Origin of the sequence: Hoskinsella mucinilytica (assembly GCF_045223415.1) — a bacterium.
GTDB lineage: Bacteria > Bacillota_I > Bacilli_A > Erysipelotrichales > Erysipelotrichaceae > Hoskinsella > Hoskinsella mucinilytica.
The window spans coordinates 1-19226 of sequence record NZ_JBEQZJ010000019.1 but is presented as its reverse complement, the minus strand read 5'-3'; the positions used below and the strand labels follow the sequence as shown (position 1 = coordinate 19226).

19 protein-coding genes are annotated in these 19226 nt (G+C 36.1%); 13 read left to right on the top strand and 6 right to left on the bottom strand.

Translation table 11 applies throughout. The features are described 5' to 3' along the window. Positions 1-8 precede the first annotated feature (8 nt). Entirely contained in the window at positions 9-710 is a 702-nt protein-coding gene (locus UGRO018_RS08365; protein ID WP_416326026.1) for a Bax inhibitor-1/YccA family protein, read from the top strand. Between the two features lie 31 nt (positions 711-741). Here UGRO018_RS08365 and UGRO018_RS08360 read toward each other — a convergent pair whose 3' ends face one another. Next, on the bottom strand, positions 742-1602 hold the full coding sequence (locus UGRO018_RS08360) for a DUF4438 domain-containing protein (RefSeq protein ID WP_416326025.1): 861 nt from the start codon (positions 1600-1602) through the stop codon (positions 742-744). 86 nt (positions 1603-1688) lie between these two features. Here UGRO018_RS08360 and UGRO018_RS08355 point away from each other — a divergent pair, with 86 nt between their 5' ends. The 7 genes from UGRO018_RS08355 to UGRO018_RS08325 all read left to right on the top strand — a co-directional run bounded on the left by UGRO018_RS08355 (position 1689) and on the right by UGRO018_RS08325 (position 5509). Beyond that, positions 1689-2657 (top strand): retropepsin-like aspartic protease, encoded by a 969-nt coding sequence (locus UGRO018_RS08355; protein WP_416326024.1) that lies wholly within the window; start codon positions 1689-1691, stop codon positions 2655-2657. A gap of 60 nt (positions 2658-2717) precedes the next feature. After that, positions 2718-3155: a peptidylprolyl isomerase gene (locus tag UGRO018_RS08350; protein ID WP_416326023.1), complete on the top strand. Its 438-nt coding sequence runs from the start codon at positions 2718-2720 to the stop codon at positions 3153-3155. Next, positions 3155-3505: an amino acid permease gene (locus UGRO018_RS08345; protein ID WP_416326022.1), complete on the top strand. Its 351-nt coding sequence runs from the start codon at positions 3155-3157 to the stop codon at positions 3503-3505. Before UGRO018_RS08350 ends, UGRO018_RS08345 begins: the two co-directional genes overlap by 1 nt. A 9-nt stretch (positions 3506-3514) precedes the next feature. Beyond that, entirely contained in the window at positions 3515-3826 is a 312-nt protein-coding gene (locus UGRO018_RS08340; protein ID WP_416326021.1) for a rhodanese-like domain-containing protein, read from the top strand. Beyond that, the gene (locus tag UGRO018_RS08335; protein WP_416326020.1) at positions 3823-4227 is read left to right on the top strand and encodes a hypothetical protein; all 405 of its coding nucleotides are present in this window, start codon (positions 3823-3825) and stop codon (positions 4225-4227) included. Before UGRO018_RS08340 ends, UGRO018_RS08335 begins: the two co-directional genes overlap by 4 nt. Before the next feature lies 1 nt (position 4228). After that, on the top strand, positions 4229-4975 hold the full coding sequence (locus tag UGRO018_RS08330) for a tyrosine-protein phosphatase (protein ID WP_416326019.1): 747 nt from the start codon (positions 4229-4231) through the stop codon (positions 4973-4975). A 294-nt stretch (positions 4976-5269) separates the two neighbouring features. Beyond that, positions 5270-5509: a hypothetical protein gene (locus UGRO018_RS08325; protein WP_416326018.1), complete on the top strand. Its 240-nt coding sequence runs from the start codon at positions 5270-5272 to the stop codon at positions 5507-5509. Positions 5510-5528: 19 nt separating this feature from the next. On the opposite strand, the gene UGRO018_RS08320 is transcribed toward UGRO018_RS08325, so the two are convergent. Beyond that, the gene (locus UGRO018_RS08320; protein WP_416326017.1) at positions 5529-6260 is read right to left on the bottom strand and encodes a TrmH family RNA methyltransferase; all 732 of its coding nucleotides are present in this window, start codon (positions 6258-6260) and stop codon (positions 5529-5531) included. 116 nt (positions 6261-6376) lie between these two features. On the opposite strand from UGRO018_RS08320, the gene nadE reads away from it, so the two are divergent. Continuing rightward, a complete protein-coding gene (nadE, locus tag UGRO018_RS08315) occupies positions 6377-8029 on the top strand; it encodes an NAD(+) synthase (protein WP_416326016.1) in 1653 nt (550 codons plus the stop codon). A gap of 64 nt (positions 8030-8093) precedes the next feature. Further along, a complete protein-coding gene (locus tag UGRO018_RS08310) occupies positions 8094-9251 on the top strand; it encodes an AI-2E family transporter (RefSeq protein WP_416326015.1) in 1158 nt (385 codons plus the stop codon). A 41-nt stretch (positions 9252-9292) separates the two neighbouring features. Here UGRO018_RS08310 and UGRO018_RS08305 read toward each other — a convergent pair whose 3' ends face one another. From UGRO018_RS08305 to UGRO018_RS08295, 3 genes are all read right to left on the bottom strand, one after another. After that, positions 9293-10237 (bottom strand): AEC family transporter, encoded by a 945-nt coding sequence (locus tag UGRO018_RS08305; protein WP_416326014.1) that lies wholly within the window; start codon positions 10235-10237, stop codon positions 9293-9295. 61 nt (positions 10238-10298) lie between these two features. Further along, complete coding sequence (locus UGRO018_RS08300) at positions 10299-11975, bottom strand: Na/Pi cotransporter family protein (protein WP_416326013.1); 1677 nt, start codon at positions 11973-11975, stop codon at positions 10299-10301. 192 nt (positions 11976-12167) lie between these two features. Further along, complete coding sequence (locus UGRO018_RS08295) at positions 12168-14261, bottom strand: glutamine synthetase III family protein (protein ID WP_416326012.1); 2094 nt, start codon at positions 14259-14261, stop codon at positions 12168-12170. 333 nt (positions 14262-14594) lie between these two features. Between UGRO018_RS08295 and rbr the strand changes: the two genes are divergently transcribed. After that, the gene (gene rbr / locus UGRO018_RS08290; protein ID WP_416326011.1) at positions 14595-15131 is read left to right on the top strand and encodes a rubrerythrin; all 537 of its coding nucleotides are present in this window, start codon (positions 14595-14597) and stop codon (positions 15129-15131) included. 43 nt (positions 15132-15174) lie between these two features. Here the strand turns inward: rbr and UGRO018_RS08285 are convergent, their stop codons facing one another. After that, positions 15175-15948, bottom strand: a complete 774-nt coding sequence (locus UGRO018_RS08285) for a C39 family peptidase (protein WP_416326010.1) — start codon at positions 15946-15948, stop codon at positions 15175-15177. A gap of 491 nt (positions 15949-16439) precedes the next feature. Between UGRO018_RS08285 and recG the strand changes: the two genes are divergently transcribed. Together recG and rnc are read left to right on the top strand one after the other, a co-directional pair. Beyond that, the gene (gene recG / locus UGRO018_RS08280) at positions 16440-18449 is read left to right on the top strand and encodes an ATP-dependent DNA helicase RecG (protein WP_416326009.1); all 2010 of its coding nucleotides are present in this window, start codon (positions 16440-16442) and stop codon (positions 18447-18449) included. Between the two features lie 37 nt (positions 18450-18486). Next, a complete protein-coding gene (gene rnc / locus UGRO018_RS08275) occupies positions 18487-19170 on the top strand; it encodes a ribonuclease III (protein WP_416326008.1) in 684 nt (227 codons plus the stop codon). The last annotated feature ends 56 nt before the right edge of the window (positions 19171-19226 follow it).

Genomic DNA, 19226 nt, shown 5'->3' with positions numbered 1-19226 from the left:
AATAGAATATGTTTGAAAGAAACGAATTGAATATAGATTCTCAATTTGAGGATAGTTTAAGACAAAATGTTGCGAAAACCTTTATTTGGATGGCTGTCGGTGTAGCAATCACAGGTATTATCTCCTTTATTTGCTACAATAGCTTTGATTTCTTATACTTGTTGTATATGAATCAATGGATGCCATTTGCATTGTTGATTGCTCAGCTTGGTATTGCGGTTGTATTTTCTGCACGTTTGTTTAAGATGAAGGTAACGACAGTAAGAGTATTGTTTCTTGCTTATGCTGCTTTATTAGGTATTACTTTAACAACTTGGGTATTGGCTTATGGATTAAGTTCTGTTGCTTTAGCATTTGGATTATCTGTAGGATACTTTGTTGCACTTGCTGTTATCGGATATACAACAAAAGCAAATCTTATGCGTTTGGGACCAATTCTATATACAGGATTGTTCGTATTCATCATTGCGGAAGCAATTTTGATGTTCTTAGGTACGGATATCATGACTATGGGATTTGCCGCAATTGGATTAGCACTATTCACAGGTATTACTGCTTATGATACGCAAAAAATGAAAAAAATGTATATTGAGTTTGAAGGCGATGAAGATATGATTCAGCGTCTATCCATCTACAATGCATTCCAATTATATTTGGATTTCATCAATATCTTCTTATATATCTTGCGTTTTGTAGGTAATAGAGATTAAAATAAAAGACGGATCATATGAGATTCGTCTTTTATTTTATGTTTAGATAATTGGCTATATTAGCTTGTGGATCGATCCTTGGATGGATCGTTTTTGTTTTGCTGGTTAAAATAATGGCTAGACCTGGTCCATGTCCACTGGTAAAGGAATCAGAATGTACAACGACACCAATGGAAACAGCTCCCTCTAAATAATGAGGACCATGATGATTATCATGATCTTCTACCATAACAAGATCACCGAATTTTAATTCATTTAAATGAAAGCGTTCGTTTGCTTCTTTATCTTGTGTCATAATATCGTAATCACCAAGCATCGTTGTTGCACTGCCTAATCCACTTCCCATTAAATAAGCAGGAACTTTTGTTACTACCGGTACTTCAATACCATCCTCACGTTCTGTAATTGAGAGATTATCCAATAGATCAGGATCAATATTCATGACATGAATTTCTTCATGGTCTAATAACTTAAGACCTTGACCATAAGCTTTGATCAATACCTTATCATCACAGGTCATACAATCTAAAGTCTCTTCATCAAAATAAACCATGACATGATCGATACCACCATGTTTTCCTGTTACATATCCATAATGTCCCTTTGCATCGCCACTAATGACTTTTGCCTTATTTCCAATACATGCAAATGCCTGTAATGCATTATTTTCTTTATCGGATGGGTTTTTTAAACTGACACCCGGTTCAATATGGTCTCCGGCAATTCCCATACAACCATCGCCTATTTTATAATTATAGGTGATACCACCTACTCCCATCGTTATTCTGCCCCAACCATCATAACCTACACGATAACCATTACCACTCAAACTCGGATGATCTACTTTTCCTTGAACGCTCATCATTGCAAGATGTTTTCTATTTGTTTTCATTTACTTACCTCCAATTGATTTTATTATACCGCAAAACTCATGGAAACACACGAGAAAGAATGTTATAATAGCATCGAGGTGAGTCAATGGTATTTCATAAGTGTTCAACGAAATCTAAAGAGGTATGTATCATTCAAAAAGAAGAGTATCAAGCAATCTATCATGATGTCGCAAAAGGAAATTTTCTTACAGCCTTAAAACAGGCTAGAGAAACCATACATGGAGATATTGCAGTTGAAGAATATCGTTATCAAACGCAATTTACATTGCCTATGAAACGAAATATATTTGGTCTTTTAACAATTCCTGTTTATATCAATCATGTTCGCTGTACGTTTATTATAGATACAGGCGCACAAATCAGCGGAATCAAAGAAAGCAAAGCGAGCCAGCTTGGTTTAAAAAAGACAGGACATTCTTTATCTATCGGAAGTGTCGGCGGTAAAGAAAAAGAAATGGCAGGAATCTTAGCGGATTCCTTTCAATTTGGTGCCATGGAATATCGCAATTTTCCTATGATAGCGTTAAAAGAAACGGATTTTTCATTACGTTTTGGATCTATTGATCTTTTTCAATTTGATGGTATCTTAGGTTGGGATATTTTGAGTACCATTGATTTTGAAATGGACGATGTTGCAAAACAATTTAAAGTTATGAAAAATCGATTTCGGTTAGATGATCCTAATATGATCATGGGTAGTTTTCCATGTCTTATTACAAAGACTCCACAGGGACAAGTGGGCATTTATGGATTTGATAGTGGTTCTAAGAATAGTTGGATCGGTGAAGGTGCAATCTCTAAATTTTGTTATCATGTCAAAGAAGAAGGTACTACAATGGGATTCGGTGTTCATGGCATGGAACAATTGGAAATGAAAATTTTATCCGAAATTGATCTTTATTTAGACAGAGCACATATTCATTTACAAGATACAGGAACCGGTAGAGTGCAGCTGTTTCAAAACTTCACCTTTGATGGTGTGTTAGGAAATGAAATATTCAAAGGAAGAAGAATGCGCTTTGTAAATAGTAAGTGTACGGTATTGATTGCGTGATTGTTTTTTTTTCTAAATTCGTGTATAGTATATAAGGTAAATAGAAAGGATGAAAATGATATGATCATAAATGGTAAAATAACAATGGAAAATGGGGAAGTAATCCCTTTTGAATTATATCCTGATGAAGCACCGATTACAGTAGAGAACTTCGTCAAATTGATTAAGGAAGGCTATTATGATGGAAAAACGTTCCACCGTGTCATTCCACATTTTGTATCTCAAGGGGGATGTCCGAATGGAAACGGAACTGGTGATTTAGGATATACTATCCCATGTGAAACAGCAAATAATCCACATCGTCATGAGAGAGGTAGTCTTTCTATGGCACATCGTGGTAAGGATACTGGATGTTGTCAATTCTTTATCTGTCATGATCCACAACCACATTTGGATGGTGTTCATACAGTGTTTGGAAAGGTAACAGGAAATATGAAGGCAGTGACTTCTATGAAAAACGGTGATGTTATGACAAAGGTGGAAATTGAGGAATCATAATGGATGAGGTAAAACGCCTTGGTTTCCCGGTTCTTGTAATTGCATTATCTGCATTTTTAACCAAACTGATTGAAACTTATCTTTTTGGCGAATATGTACAGACGTTGTTGATCATCGTTTCGGTATCGGCATTGTTTATGTTTGGTGTATCATTGAATCGTAATAGGAAGAAAAAAAGCAATGCAATATTTCGCAAGGTATTTGCGGTCGTTGTTGTTGTTTTGTTGTTATTCACTCAGCTTGGATATTTTCGTATCCCTTATGTAAGTGATTGGATGGCATTTCTTGGGATGGGAGCTTTTTATATCAATATGTTGTATATCTTTTGTGGATATCTGTTTGTCGATTAAGGAGGAACTATGTTCAAATTTGATAAAACGATGGAAGAAGTACGAGCGGATATGCAGAACGATGATGTTCTGCTAGTAGATGTCCGAGAAATCGACGAGTTTGCGAATGGGCATATCCCTGATGCAATCAATGTACCTTTAAGTGAATTGACACAAAGCGCTGAAAAGGTTTTACCAAAGGATAAAATATTGTATGTGTATTGCCGTAGTGGTCAGCGAAGCACAGCAGCTGTTCATCAGCTAAAAGAACTTGGCTTTGAAGATGTCTTTAATATCGGAGGTATCATTGATTGGCCATATGAAGTTGAAACTGGAGCATGAAAAAACATAAGCTGACTTGTCCCGAATGTGGAGAAGAATTCCATTTTCGTTTTATCAAAAATGGCTATTCCGGCAAGATAACATGTGCAAAATGTAAAGAACAGCTCCATGTAGAAAACAAAGTGATTCCTTATATTGTAATTGCAGGTATGATGTTCTTGTGCTCAGACTATGCCTTTGCTTTCGTTATGCAATTTCATTTGCCGCTCTGGTTGACTTATATGATCGTGATTGCGATACTGCTTTTGATATGTATTGTTGTCATCCTTATATTGCGATTGGTTTTCGGCGATGCTTTTCTTTTTTCTGTGCATAGTCGTAAAGAATTTGATATGGAAAAAGAACGTATTGACAAAATGAAACAGGAATTGAAAAAGAAAAAATCACAGGAGAAAAAATAATATGCAGAAAATAAGAAGACTGCCTTTACACCATGCTTGTAATGTGCGTGATTTAGGTGGATATGCAATTGATGATCATAAAATGACAGCATGGCATCAATTATATCGTTCAGACTCTTTAGAACAATTAGATGAACATGATTGGAATTATCTAGTAAATCTAAATGTAAAATGGATTATAGATCTAAGAAGTAAAAGTGAGGCACAGCAAATGCCATATGACTGCGAGAGTTATGGCATACATTATGTTTCCTTACCCTTTATGAAAGAAGACAAAAGTCCAAAAGAGTTATTAGATGACGAAGCTAGAAAGCAATTTTTAGATAGTATGAAGTTACAATATGAAATCATGATTCAAGATATTCCTGAGGAAATTGTTAAGGCTATGGATATCATCGCAAATGCCTTGACCAATCATGAGGCAGTGTTGTTTCATTGTACTGCTGGAAAAGATCGTACCGGTATGCTAAGTACTCTGTTATTATCTCTATGTGGTGTTGATAAATATGATATTCTTGCTGATTATCAAGTTAGCGCAACCTATAATACAATAGGTGTAAATCAAATGTTACCTGAAGAAATGATGCAGATTCCTGCAATCAAGGCATTATTTGAAAGTACACCAAGTATGATGGAACCATTGATTGATATGCTTAACGATACCGGGTGTGAACAATATCTCTTAAATATCGGATGTGAAAAAGCATCTTTAAATACTATAAAGGATCATTTTATTGACGAAAGATGACCATGATTACCACAGATCGATTAGATGTGTGGTTTTTTCTAATATTTGGTAATTATTTCCTATGGATGAGTGAAATTGGATTGACTTTAAGAATAGATTCCCATATACTATAATTGAATTTTGGTGAATGAAAAAGAATCCTATTTAGCTGGAGTGTGTCAAAAAGTATAGGATTCTAGATAGGGAGAATTATTGCGATTTTCAGCATTTTCGGCAATAAAATGGGATGTTTCACAGGAAAGTGTTGCTGTTTTGAAAATTATACCTTTGTGTACATGGGAAGGAGAGAGTGTAATGAGGGAAGACTTATTAGAATACATTTTTACACAAATCAATGAGGAATGTTTATCTGATTTACGTATACCTAGCGTATTTTATAGGCATTTAGGGTTTATTATGAATATAGATGAACAAATGTTTACCATTAAGGATTGGAATCAATTATTGAATTATCTTTATCTACCAAATAAGGAAGCAAATTCTGTTAAAGAAGCGAAAGAGATGCTGAAACAGTGGGCACAGCAAAAAAAATAGAAAAAGTAGGAAAAAGTTCCTACTTTTTTAGATTTTGTCGTAGATATTCAAATGCGAATATTGTGGCACTACTGCTTGCGGTCATTGCATTCTTGAAATCTTTCGCATAAGGTATATAAAGGTTTTGATCACATGCTTGTCCAACGATTTTGCTAAGACCTCTCATTTCTCCGCCAATTGCAATACAGACACGTTTTGGGAATTCATAATCATAAAGGCAAATGGCATCCTTTCTTTCAGCGGCGATCAATGTAATTCCTTCTTTTTTGATTTCCTTTAAAAGCTGTTCCATGTTATCAGCAACAATTAAGGATAGGTATTCACTTGCTCCTGCACTGGATTTTGCGACGACACCTGCAGCTGTTGTCCAGTTTCTTGGCGGAATGATCACACCATCACATCCAGTAGCATATAAAGAACGAAGTACATGCCCGAAATTAAATGGATCTTCGATACCTTCTAGAATGCATAGAAAAGTTTGATCTTTTTTTATACATTCGGATAAGGTTTGATAACTTCGTTGAGAACAAAAAGCGATGAGGCCTCCATGTGTCTTGCCTTGAGCAATTTCATCAATTGTGCTACGCTCTTGTGCTTCTATTAAAATATTCCTTTTTCGTGCTTCTCTAAGGATGAATGCAGTGTCTTTATCTTTTTTGTTTTTATCTACATAAATACAACGAATGGATCTTTTTTCAGCAAGTAAAGCTGCTTTCACACTAATGTTTCCCTCTAATATATATTCTTCCATCTGATTACCTCTCGATTCTTTTCTTATTATATCATGGAGTGTCGAAATTAGAAAACACTTTCCTGTGCAAGCTGCATGAGTTTGTGATAAACTATAAGCGAAGTGAGGTTTTGAAAATGAAAATAGCATTGGTAAGTATGAATGTAAAAGCAACACGCTGTGAAGAGAACTTTAAGTATATGTGTCAAAAAATAGAAGAAGCCAAGGAAAAGGGAGCAGATATGATCGTTTTTCCGCAAAATGCGATTAGTGGTTATTTATTGGCAGAACGCTGGTTGGATGATGCATGGTGTCGTTATGTAGATAGCTTTAATGAGCGTTTGGTGGCTCTCAGCGAGGATATCGCTATTGTATGGGGAAATCTTCGTTATCGTAATCAAAGACGCTTTAATGCAGGTTTCTTTGCATATCAAGGCGTTACGCATATGAGGGTTAAGAAAAATGAAATATCAGAGTATATGAATGATACCTTGTATTTTGAAAATAATGATATCAATAGTGCGATCGAATTTAAAGATATGGTATTTGCCTTGAATTTTGGAAAAGAATTGCAGTTAGCCGATTTAAACATTAATCTAGATTGTCATCCATTCGATATGGATGAACAACGTACTTATATGGGTAATGTTGTATATGTAAATGCTTGTGGTGCTCAGAATAGTGGGAAACAGGTGAAAATCATGGAAGGCGGTAGTTATTGTTATCGCAATCATGAGCTTTTATATGAAGCACCTTATTTCAAGGATGAGATGGATATCGTAGACTTAAATACAGCTACTTCAGTCAAATCGAAAGAGCCTGTTTTATTAGATGCGTTATTGATGGGAATCAAAGAATTCGATGAACTGGTCTTTCCGGCATATATGCCTTGGATCATAGGACTCAGTGGTGGACTTGATAGTAGTGTTACAGCTGCATTATTAGCGATGGCACTAGGGAGTGATCGTATTCACGGCTATAATATGCCAACGCATTATAATAGTGAACAAACAATGGATAATGCACAAAAAGAAGCAGAGGCACTTGGCATACATTACCATAAAGGTGCGATTTCTCAAATGGTATCTGATATGAAAGATCAGTTTCAAGAAGCGTTTGATTTTGATGTAAATCAAATGCCATCGTTGGTACAAGAAAATCTTCAAGCTAGAATTCGTGGCTTTGTGTTGAATGGTATCTCCAGTATGTTAGGCGGAGTGGTAGTCAACAATGCCAATATGGTAGAAGCTGCTTTGGGTTATTGTACACTATATGGTGACAGTATAGGAGCTTTATCCATCATTGGTGATTTGGATAAGGTTACTTTGTTTGAATTATCCAAACAGATCAATGAGCGCTCTAACAAGGAAATCGTACCATACAATTTATTGCCTGAAATCCAAGGTGATAAGATTTATTGGGAAATGATGCCAAGTGCTGAATTAAAAGATGCCCAAAAGGATCCAATGAAATGGTTTTACCATGATGCATTATTAAATTTCATACGTTTGGGTGATACCAAATCTTCTTTGATCATGAAGTATCGTAAAGGTATCCTTCAAGAGAATGTTGGACACTGGCTACGTTATTATCATATTGAAAATGAACATGATTTTATAGAGGATTTGAATTGGCTGTGGAATACGATGGAACGAAATGCATTCAAACGCTTACAGCTTCCACCATGTATAACGCTTCATACAAAAACGATCACAGGACGAGTTTCTTCTCAAGGGAGATTAAAGGAAGAGGATCAACTGAAATTAAATCAAATTCAAAAGATTTCTTAAAGTTCTGTAAGATTCATAAAAATATCAGTCATCTATGATACAATAAACGCATGGAGGTAGATTCATGAAGTTTAAAATTAATGAGGATATGCATCGTAAGATGATCGGGGCAATCATTGTTGTTGCAGTAGGGATAGCTATTTATTTTGCGTTTTATAAGATTGATTTCATCGTCGGTGTATTTCGTACGATTACAGGACTGATGATGCCATTTATTCTTGGCTTTGCGATAGCATTTTTGTTAAATCGACCAATGGAGCTGATTGAACAAAAAGTGTTTGGAAAAACACATATGAAAAAGCAAACCATAAGAAATGTATCAACGATCATTACGATGATTTTGGCGATTATCATTGTTGGTTTCTTTTTAGCACTATTGATACCACAGCTTGCGAAAAGCGCATTCTCTTTGGTAAGTGCATTTCCAGGATATGTAGATGATTTTCAAAAGTTTGCGGAGCATTATATGACGGAACAAGGTATCAATGCTCAGCATCTTAGTGATTACATACAGCAATCAGATTTTTTCAATAAATTGACCAATGCTGTTACAACAGCGTTACCGCAAATGTTGAAGATGACTTATCAGTTAGGAAGTACTTTGTTGGATGTGTTATTGGGTATCATGTCTGCGATTTATATGCTGATGGATAAAGAACGTCTGATGGGTTATGTAAAAAAGATCAATTATGCTATTTTCCCAATTCAAGCAAGTGAATATTTACATCGTATGGCATTGGCTTCAGCAGATATTTTCAATAACTTTATCATTGGAAAAGCAATTGATTCTTTGATTATCGGGATCCTTTGTTATATCGGATCTTTGATCTTTCAATTTCCTTATGCGTTATTGTTATCTGTTTTCGTTGGTGTAACGAACATGATACCTGTATTCGGTCCATTTATTGGAGCTGTACCGGGGATGTTTATACTATTTATCATTCATCCCATCACGGCCTTATATTTTGCCTTATTTATCTTCGTCTTACAACAGTTTGACGGTAATATCTTAGGACCGTTGATTCTTGGCGATAAGCTTGGATTGCCTAGTATCGGAATCTTATTTTCGGTTGTTATTGGCGGTGGATTATTTGGTATCATCGGTATGTTTATCGGAGTACCATGCTTTGCGGTCATCTATATGGCTGTAAAAGAATTTGTTGCATATCGATTAGAAAAAAAAGCATTAGATCTTAAAGAGCTTTCACAAGAAGAAAAATAAGCCTATTCCTTCGAATGCTATGTTTGAAGGAACAGGCTTTTTTATATGATCGTGAAGCATTTTAAAAGATAGAGCCAGAAGGTTAATGTAAAAGCACTGCAAATGGTAGTCATCATAACGACCGTGCTTGATAAGATTCCATCATGTCCCATGTTTTTCGCCATAATAAAGCAACTTACTGTGGTTGCACTACCTAGCATGATGAGGATTGCGACAATCTTTTCATCTTGAAACCCTAAGATAATCGCTAATGGTAAAAATATAGCCACGAAGACGATTAATTTGATAAAAGAACATAGGGCTGCTGGTTTCAAGTAGTTTTCGGCTTTTTGCCAAGTGAAGGAGCCTCCCATCGCCATCAGACCAAGAGGTGTGGCAAGTACAGAAAGATTATTTAAGGTTTTTTGCATGATGACAGGTTGTGGTAGTTTTAAAATCGACCATAAAAAACCGACTAAAATACCAAGTATAATGGGATTGGTTGCGATATCTTTGATCGTTTTTACAATGATTTGTTTACTCATACTTTGTCTATCTAGTTTCAAAAAGGATAAAACAACAACAGCCATGATGTTATATAAGGGGACACTGGCAAAGATCATCAATGGCGCAATGGTACTATGTCCATAGATGTTTTCAATCAAAGCAATGCCTAAAATGGCTGCACTGCTTCGATAACTGGATTGAACGAATTCACCTTGAATGGAACGGTTTTTAAGTTTTGTAGACACCAGATAGGAAAATAGGATAGAAAGTAGTGTGGCAAAGAAACAAAACAGAACAAATTTGGTGTCCCAGACAGAAAAGAAATCTACTCTAGATAGGTCGTTAAATAATAATACCGGTAATGCTACTGAAAAGACAAATGAATTCATCTTTTTCACAAAGTCATCTGTAAATATATGAACATATTTGAATGCCATTCCAAATAGCATCGTAAGAAAAACCGGAATAGTTACATTCAGACAAAAAATTAAATTTTCCATAATACCCCTCATTTCTGAGCATCATTATATCATAAAAAAACATATCTTTGTGGGATATGTTTTATACGCTTGCCGGATTTAATTCAAGATGATCAGAGATGACAGGTTCCGCTAATGTAAAACTACAACGTTTACATTCTTGTATGATGTTCATGATATGATCACTCACACGCTCGATATCAGTCAGGATTTCTGAGTAAATGACACAATCTTTGGCATCTACGATTTGATCTGTTAAACGATTGATCTGAAGCTCTCGATATGTTTCTGTTAATTCATCAATGCGATCCTCAATACGTTCTATTTTCTCATAACAATCATTATCGCTATCTAAATCATAATCGAATAATAGCGAGAAGCTTTTCATTAATAAATCATGTAATTGATATAGCTCGTCCTTGATATGCGTAGGATCATCAAGCTTATTTTCTTCATTTTCCGCATATTGAATGATATTGATTGCATGATCACCGATGCGTTCGATATCCGCAAAACACTTGAATAGGGCGTTGCATGTGGTGCTTTCTTTTTCACTCATGTTTAATGAGGAAACTTTAGTCATATAATTGGTTATTTCGTAATTAATATAATCAATTCTTTTTTCACGTTTTTTAATATCTTCCATTTGATAGCTTTTTCCTGTAATCGCATGAAGTGATTCACTCAAATTTATTTGAGCAAGCTTTAACATAGCAACAGCTTCTTTACGTAAAGATGAAATTGCAATGGTTATGGTTCCGATGTTGTCGGTATCCACAAAGGTAAGGGGAATGTTGTAGTCTTTGTTGTATTCCTTTTCCTCTGGTTTGATTGGTAAAATGAGTTGAGCAAGATGTGCTAGTTTATTACCAAATGGAATCAATAATAAGGTGGTTGAGATGTTGAATACGGTGTGCGAATTAGCGATTTGAGCAGCTGGATTCGTTGTGATTTGTTGCATCCAATCCACAAATGGGACGATATGTACCACAATTAGGAAGATCAGAGTTCCTATGATATTGAAAGATAAATGAATGATGGTAGTACGTTTGGCATTTCGATTTGCGCCAAGGCTTGCTAATACAGCAGTGATACAGGTACCGATATTTTGACCGAAGATAATATAGATTGCACTATCTAAGCCAATCAGTCCACTTAATGCCAACGCTTGTAGGATACCGACGGATGCAGAAGAACTTTGGATCAATGCGGTAAATCCTGCTCCTAGTAGAATAGCAAGTACAGGGTTTTTGATAGTGGTCATTGCGTTGATAAATGCCTCGCTGTTTTGTAATGGTACCATGGCATCCTTCATCATATCCATACCAATGAATAAAATACCAAGTCCTGCCATGATTTCACCGATGGCATTTAATTTCTTATTTTTGAAGAATGTAACAAATACCACGCCGATAATAGCAACCAACGGTGCGATCTTGCTTGCGTCAAGAGCAATTAATTGTCCTGTGATCGTGGTTCCGATATTAGCACCCATGATGATCCATACGGCTTGATTTAACGTCATCAATTGAGAGTTTACAAAACCTACGACCATAACCGTAGTAGCACTGGAGCTTTGGATGACAGCAGTAATCGCTGCTCCGACACAGACCCCAAGCAGACGATTGCTTGTCAGTTTTTCTAATATTGCTTTCATACGATCACCGGCAGCTTGTTCTAAGCCATCGCTCATCATATGCATACCATACAAGAATAAGGCTAAACCGCCTAATAAAGCAAGTAAGTTTTCAAATGACATTCCATTTTCCTCCTAAATTCATACACATACAAATAAAGTATACCGAATTATTGTAAAGCTATTGTTAATTTATCGTTAAAAACTTCATGAATACTTCATGAAAGATAGAAAATTCATAAGAATTGTAAAATTTTGGTAAAAGATGTTGGGGGAATATAAAAAAAGAAGCAATCACTGCTTCTTTTCATGCTATCATTGCATACTGGTAAACATATCATCATATGTAGGATATGGATAATGTTCGCTGGAGATTGCATCTTCTATTTGATCGATGATGTCTCTCAACTTTTTCATTTGAGGGATGACGATGTTATCAAGATATAGTGCCTTTTCCATATTGTCAGGGTATTGTTGACGTTCTTCCATTTTATTTTTTAATTCATGATATTGAGCATCAAAGGCATTTAATAGGGTAAGGAGATGCTCGATCTTACGTTTGTAATATGCTTGTTCGAATCCAAGGGAATTTTGTGCATCCGTATAAAATTTTATTTCTTTGACAAGTGCTGGAAGAATTTCTTTTTTACTCATATCCAACAAAGTCAATACCTCTACTTTTACACTTTTTCTATATTCTTCAACTAGGATATCTACCCTAGCCTGTAGTTCAGCTTCGTTATATACTTTCATACGATCAAACATCGCTACAGCTTTTTCAGAACATAAAGCAGGGATAGAATCTATATAATGTTTGATATTTGGTAACCCTCTTTGTTGTGCTTCTGTAAGCCATTCTTCAGAATAACCATCACCGGAGAATAAGATACGATGGTGTTTTTGTAAAATATCACGGCAGATATCGAGTGATTTCTTCCTTACATCATCAATATATTTGATGCCTTGTAGTTCATCTGCAATACGACTTAAACTATCTGCTACGATACTGTTTAATATGATATTTGTTGTAGAAGCACTACGGCTACTACCTACCATTCTGAATTCAAATTTATTTCCGGTAAAGGCAAATGGGGAAGTACGATTACGATCACTGGTATCTTTAGGTACATAGCTTAAATTTGCAATTGCATATGCTTTTGTTTCAACGACGGTACTTAATTCATTTTCACCAATACGAATCTTTTCTAAAATAGCTTCAAGGTCTTCTCCCATGCAAATTGATACGACTGCAGGTGGTGCTTCATCTGCGCCTAATCGATAATCATTGCCATAACAACTCGCTGCCATTCGCAATAATTCCGGATACTTGTCTACGGCTTCGATGATGGCACATACAAATAACAAGAAACGAATATTCTCATGAGGGCGATCCCCTGGTTCCAATAAGTTTTGACCATCATCTGTCACAAGGCTCCAATTGTTATGTTTCCCACTTCCGTTGACTCCTTGAAATGGCTTTTCATGCAATAAGCATGCTAGCCCATGTTTATCTGCTTTTTTCTTTAAGACATCCATGATGATCAGATTTTGATCAACAGCTACGTTAGCATCAATAAACAATGGCGCAATTTCAAATTGGCAAGGTGCTACTTCATTATGCTCGGTTTTAGCATAGATTCCAAGTTTCCAAAGCTCTTCATCCACTTCTTCCATAAAAGCTTGTACTCGACTTGGAATGCTTCCAAAGTAGTGTCCTCGCAGATCCATGGATTTTGGTGGCATAGAACCAAATAACGTACGTCCTGTGTGAACCAGATCTTTCCTTTGTAAATATAACGCTTTATCCACAAGGAAGTATTCCTGTTCTAATCCGACCATCGCAATCACTTGTTTGATATCTTTGTCCTTGAATAAATTCACAATTCTGGTAGCCTGTTTGCTAATGGCTTCTGCGGATTTTAATAGTGGTGCTTTTTTATCTAAGGTTTCTCCATTATAGGAAACAAAAATGGTTGGGATACATAATACGTTATCACGAAGAAAAGCAGGAGAGGTACAATCCCAATAAGTATAGCCTCTTGCTTCAAATGTGGCACGAAGACCACCACTTGGAAAACTAGATGCATCGCCTTCTCCTTTGATCAAGCTTTTGCCACTAAAGCGAGATATGGGCTGGTTGAAATCACCAGGTTCGATAAAGCTGTCATGTTTTTCGGCAGTAGAACCGGTCAATGGTTGAAACCAATGCGTAAAATGAGTAGCTCCTTTTTCCATTGCCCAGGTTTTCATCGCATGAGCGATTGCATCTGCAGTAGGACGATCAAGAGCATCTTCCTTACGAGTCGCCGTTTTCCATTTCTGATATACAGGATGAGGAAGACATTCCTTCATTACATTTTCACTGAATAAATTGATACCGAAATCATCAAAAGGGTGTTTGTTTATCATCTTTTAAATCCTCCTTAATCAAAATTTTACTCTATTTCATAAAAAAAGTATAGAAAAACTGTGATAAAAATGAAAAAAATAAGAAAAAACAGAAAAAGAAATGGTATTCAATGGATAAAAATCTGAAATTTAAGGATAAAATAAGAAAATATTGTTATTTTTTGAGTGTTCTCTATTTGTTATATTTCGGTAGGAAAGAAGATTGTCGAAAATTGTATAAACGCTTACAAATATGAATTTGTTATGCAAAAGTGATGATTTTTCTGAAAAAAAAGAGTACAATGGTATATGTAAAGAAAGTATATTCATATACTTTGATAAGGAGGACATAAGATGAACTTAAAAGGAACAAAAACAGAAAAAAACTTGAATGAAGCATTTGCCGGCGAATCCATGGCAAGAAACAAGTATACCTATTATGCAAGCAAAGCGAAGAAAGATGGTTATGTACAGATTGCTAACATCTTTGAACAAACAGCAAACAATGAAAAGGAACATGCAAAACTTTGGTTCAAATTATTGCACGATGGTATGCCTGATACAGTAACTAATTTAAAAGATGCTGCTGCGGGTGAAAACTTTGAATGGACAGATATGTATGCTCGTATGGCAAAAGAAGCTCGTGAAGAAGGCTTTGATGATATCGCCGATACAATGGAAGGTGTACTTGCTATCGAAAAAACACATGAAGAACGTTATGTTGCGCTGTTGAATAACATTGAAGATGGTACAGTGTTTGAAAAGAGTGAAGAAACACTTTGGGAATGCTTGAATTGTGGTCATTTACACAAAGGAAAAGCAGCTCCTGAAGTATGTCCGGTATGTAATCATCCTAGAGCTTATTTTGAGGTTCGTGAAGAAAATTATTAAGATAATAGAAAAGCCTTGTGGAACAAAGTTGTTCCATAAGGCTTTATTTAGGTTCTACGGCAATAAACAGTTTATCACGTTCTTTTAACCCGGCATTTTTCTCAAAGAAATCATACATGGTCCAGTTATAAAAGAAGCGTTCCGCACCATAGATTCCATATCCATCTTGATTATGATCTGTGGTATCATAAGAATCTGCGACGATGATAACATCATCTTGTGTAGTTTCGGTACCCATCGTATCATAACCGATGATCACTTGCCAATGACCTCCCCAATCATTCCATGCGACCATGACCGGAATACCTTTTGCTAAGTAGTCTTGAATCATTTCTAACGATATTTGGTCATATTCTTCTTCCTTATAGTCATAAGTTGAATGTATCTCAAAGCCTTTGATGCCTTCAAAGATACGGATCATAGAAGCGAGGGAAGTTGCTTCGGGTTTTGATTTATTGCTACGATAGGATGCTAGACTTTCTTCATTTTCATCACCTAATCGATCAAAGTATTGTAACACCATCAATGCACTGTCTACCCCACAGCTCCATTCACTTGTTTGCTGAATCGTAGGAAATTTCTCTAGTATCGTTAGAGTATCCGTAGAAGTCATATGATAAAAATCAGGGTGTTTAAAATAAGGGGAATCTTCATGATCACCATCACGTTCCACGCTATCAGCACCATCCTCTTTTGATAAATCTATGGTGTGTGCAATTTTCATTTCATCTGTGAAATTTTCCTTTTTGCCTGATGACGTTGTGCTACAACCTGTCAATAACAGGATCATACATAACATAATAATTGTTTTCTTCATTTTCATTTTCTCCTTTACCACGTGGTTCTCGCAAAGGGTACTTGTCCTCACAAAAAATGAGGTTGATCTATTGATGATATTCAAGATATGATAAAAAACGGTTAGAATATCGCGAGTTCATACAACATTAGATGCCTTTCCTACTCTCATTGATCTCACAAGCACGCTTGCTCATAAAATTTGGCTTTTAACCCAATAAGACAGATATTGTCTATATCTTCGGCATTTGACCTGGCTGTCCGTATGGCCTTTTTTCAAGGGTCAAACCACAGCTTACACTGTGTCATAAATGTTAAATAAACGTTAGCGACATCCCTCCTTTTTATGAGGGGGATTATAGCGGAATTTTTTTCTGTTGACAATACTATAGATACATAGTTTTCACTATGCAGAAGATTTTTTTATTTATGTTCACGATGTGTCAACAAATCAGGAAAGAATTGAGAAAGATAGAAGGATAAGGTATAATAGTGCAAGTAAGGAGTGATGGTATGGAATTAAAGGCTTTGCGTATCTCTGATAAGAAAATCGAAGTATTACATTATATGAATATCCATTGTGCAGAAGATCTTTTGACCTATTATCCCTTCCGTTACGAAAGTATTGAAGTTGTACCACGTTTGAAGTGGAAGAAAGAGGATAAGGTCAATTTAGAGGCGAAGATCATAACCCATGCTAAAGTGATTCGATATCGTGGGAAACAAAGTGTTACACGCTTTAAAGTTTTGTTTGAGGAAGAGGAATTCGATGTTTCTATCTTTAATCGACCTTGGGTATCTATGTTTAGCGTTGGTAAGATGATTACGTTATTCGCAAAATATGAGGGCGGTAATCGTTTGACGATAGTACAATATAATTTTAAACCCTTGAAGGAACAACTTGGTATTCACCCGGTATATAATGTCAGAGAAGGCATTACTCAAAAGGATATTATAAAATATATAGAGAAAGCATGGATCGCATTACAGGATACGATTGAAGATTTTTTACCTAAAGAGCTGTTGGAAACATATCGTCTGATCTCTAAAAAGCAAGCCTTATATTATATTCATCATCCTTCACGTCAAGAGGCTGTAAAACAAAGTTTACGTCACTTAAAATATGAAGAGTTTTTTAAATTTCAACTTGCGATGCAAGCTCTAAAGGACCAAGAAAAAGAAGTAGTGAAAGGTTGCGAAAAGCATTTTGATTTTGAAGATGTCATGGAATTAAAACATTCCTTATCCTTTGAACTAACGAAAGATCAAGAAACGGTCATAGAAGAAATCTTAAACGATCTAGCAAGTGAAAAGGTCATGTATCGCATGGTACAAGGGGATGTAGGGTGTGGAAAGACCTTAGTTGCGGCATTTGGTTTATATGCTTGTGTGCTATCTCACAAACAGGCAGCTTTTTTGGCACCGACCGAAATCTTGGCAAAGCAGCATTATAAGAATCTACAAGAAACCTTTCGTGATGTAGATGTGGTCGTGGAGGTGTTATATTCTTCCTTGAAACCTGCAGAGAAAAAAGGTGTCTTACAACGCTTAAAAGCAAATGAAATTGATATATTGGTTGGTACACATGCGCTATTTCAGGATGATGTCGATTTCTATGATTTGGGAATGGTAGTCGCAGATGAACAGCATCGCTTTGGTGTATCTCAACGAAGAAAAATGTTGGAAAAGGGAGATAAGGTGGACTTCTTATTTATGAGCGCAACCCCGATACCGAGAACGCTTGCGATATCCTTATATGGAGATATGGATGTATCTACCATTGCACAGCTTCCAAAAGGAAGAAAAATGATAACGACGAAATTGATAAAAAGCAGATCCATGGGTCCGATCTTAGAAGAAGTCTTGGAGAAGATCGATGAAGGAAATCAATGCTATGTTGTTTGTCCCGCCATTGAAAAGAATGAAGAGTATGATATACGTAATGTGATGGATATTTATGAAGGGATGAAAACATCGATTGGTAAGCTGTATCGTATAGGGCTATTACATGGGAAAATGAGTTCTCAGGAAAAAGATGCGGTAATGGAAGATTTTGTAAAACAAAAGATACAAATCTTAGTTTCTACGACGGTCATCGAAGTTGGGGTAGACGTAAAAAATGCAAATATCATGGTCATTTACGATGCCAATCGTTTCGGATTAAGTCAAATTCATCAGTTAAGAGGTCGTGTCGGTAGAGGGCAAAAAGAGGGTTATTGTTATTTGTTAAGCAATACCAATGATCCTGATACGATAAAACGATTAAAGATTTGTGAGCGAAGCCATGATGGATTTGAAATTGCAAGGGAAGATCTAAAATTAAGAGGTCCCGGAGATATACTAGGTACAAGACAAAGCGGTGTCCCGGGTTTCATATTAGGGGATGTCATTCAAGATGCTAATATTCTTGAGGTCGCAAGAGATGACGCAATCAGAATTTTGAAGCATATCGATGAAGCGCCTTATGCGAGCTTGAAAAATTATTTGAAAGAAACATTAACCAGTGGAACTTATCTGGATTAGTGGTATAATAAACACATTAAGGAGAAAATAGATAACTATGGAAACAATATTTGATTGGCTGGATGATATGCACATAGCGTATCATGATAAGGAACTGATTGAAACTGCACTGGTTCATTCTTCCTATGTGAATGAGCATAAAAGCTATCCACATGATAATGAACGATTGGAGTTTATGGGCGATGCTGTATTACAGTTATGGTCTACTAATAAGCTGTTTCGTTTAGAACCGCCATTAAGCGAGGGACAAATGACGACACTTCGAGCACAATTAGTTTGTGAGGAAGCTTTGGCACAATACAATCGAACACTAGGACTTGGAAAATATTTAAAGCTTGGTGTAGGTGAGGAAAAAACCGGGGGGAGAGAACGTGATTCGATTTTGGCGGATATGTTTGAAGCACTGTTAGGGGCAGTATTCTTGGATCAAGGGATGGAAGCTGTGAATGTCATTTTGGATACAGTGTTAACACCTGCGATCACTATGCCGAAAAGTGAGAAAGTGATTGATTATAAGACAAAGCTTCAAGAATACATACAAAGCGATTCAAGGAAAACAGTGCATTATCAAACAGTAAATGTAACTGGTCCTAGCAATAAACCGGAATTTGAAGTTGTTGTTATGTTAGATGAAATTACATTGGGGAAAGGAAAAGGCTATTCTAAAAAGAGAGCGGAACAAATGGCCGCAAAGGATGCATTTGAAAAAATGGTGAAGTAAAGAGACGAAGTTGTCTCTTTTTTTGTGTGTGCCAGACATGGTATACAGCTAGGTGT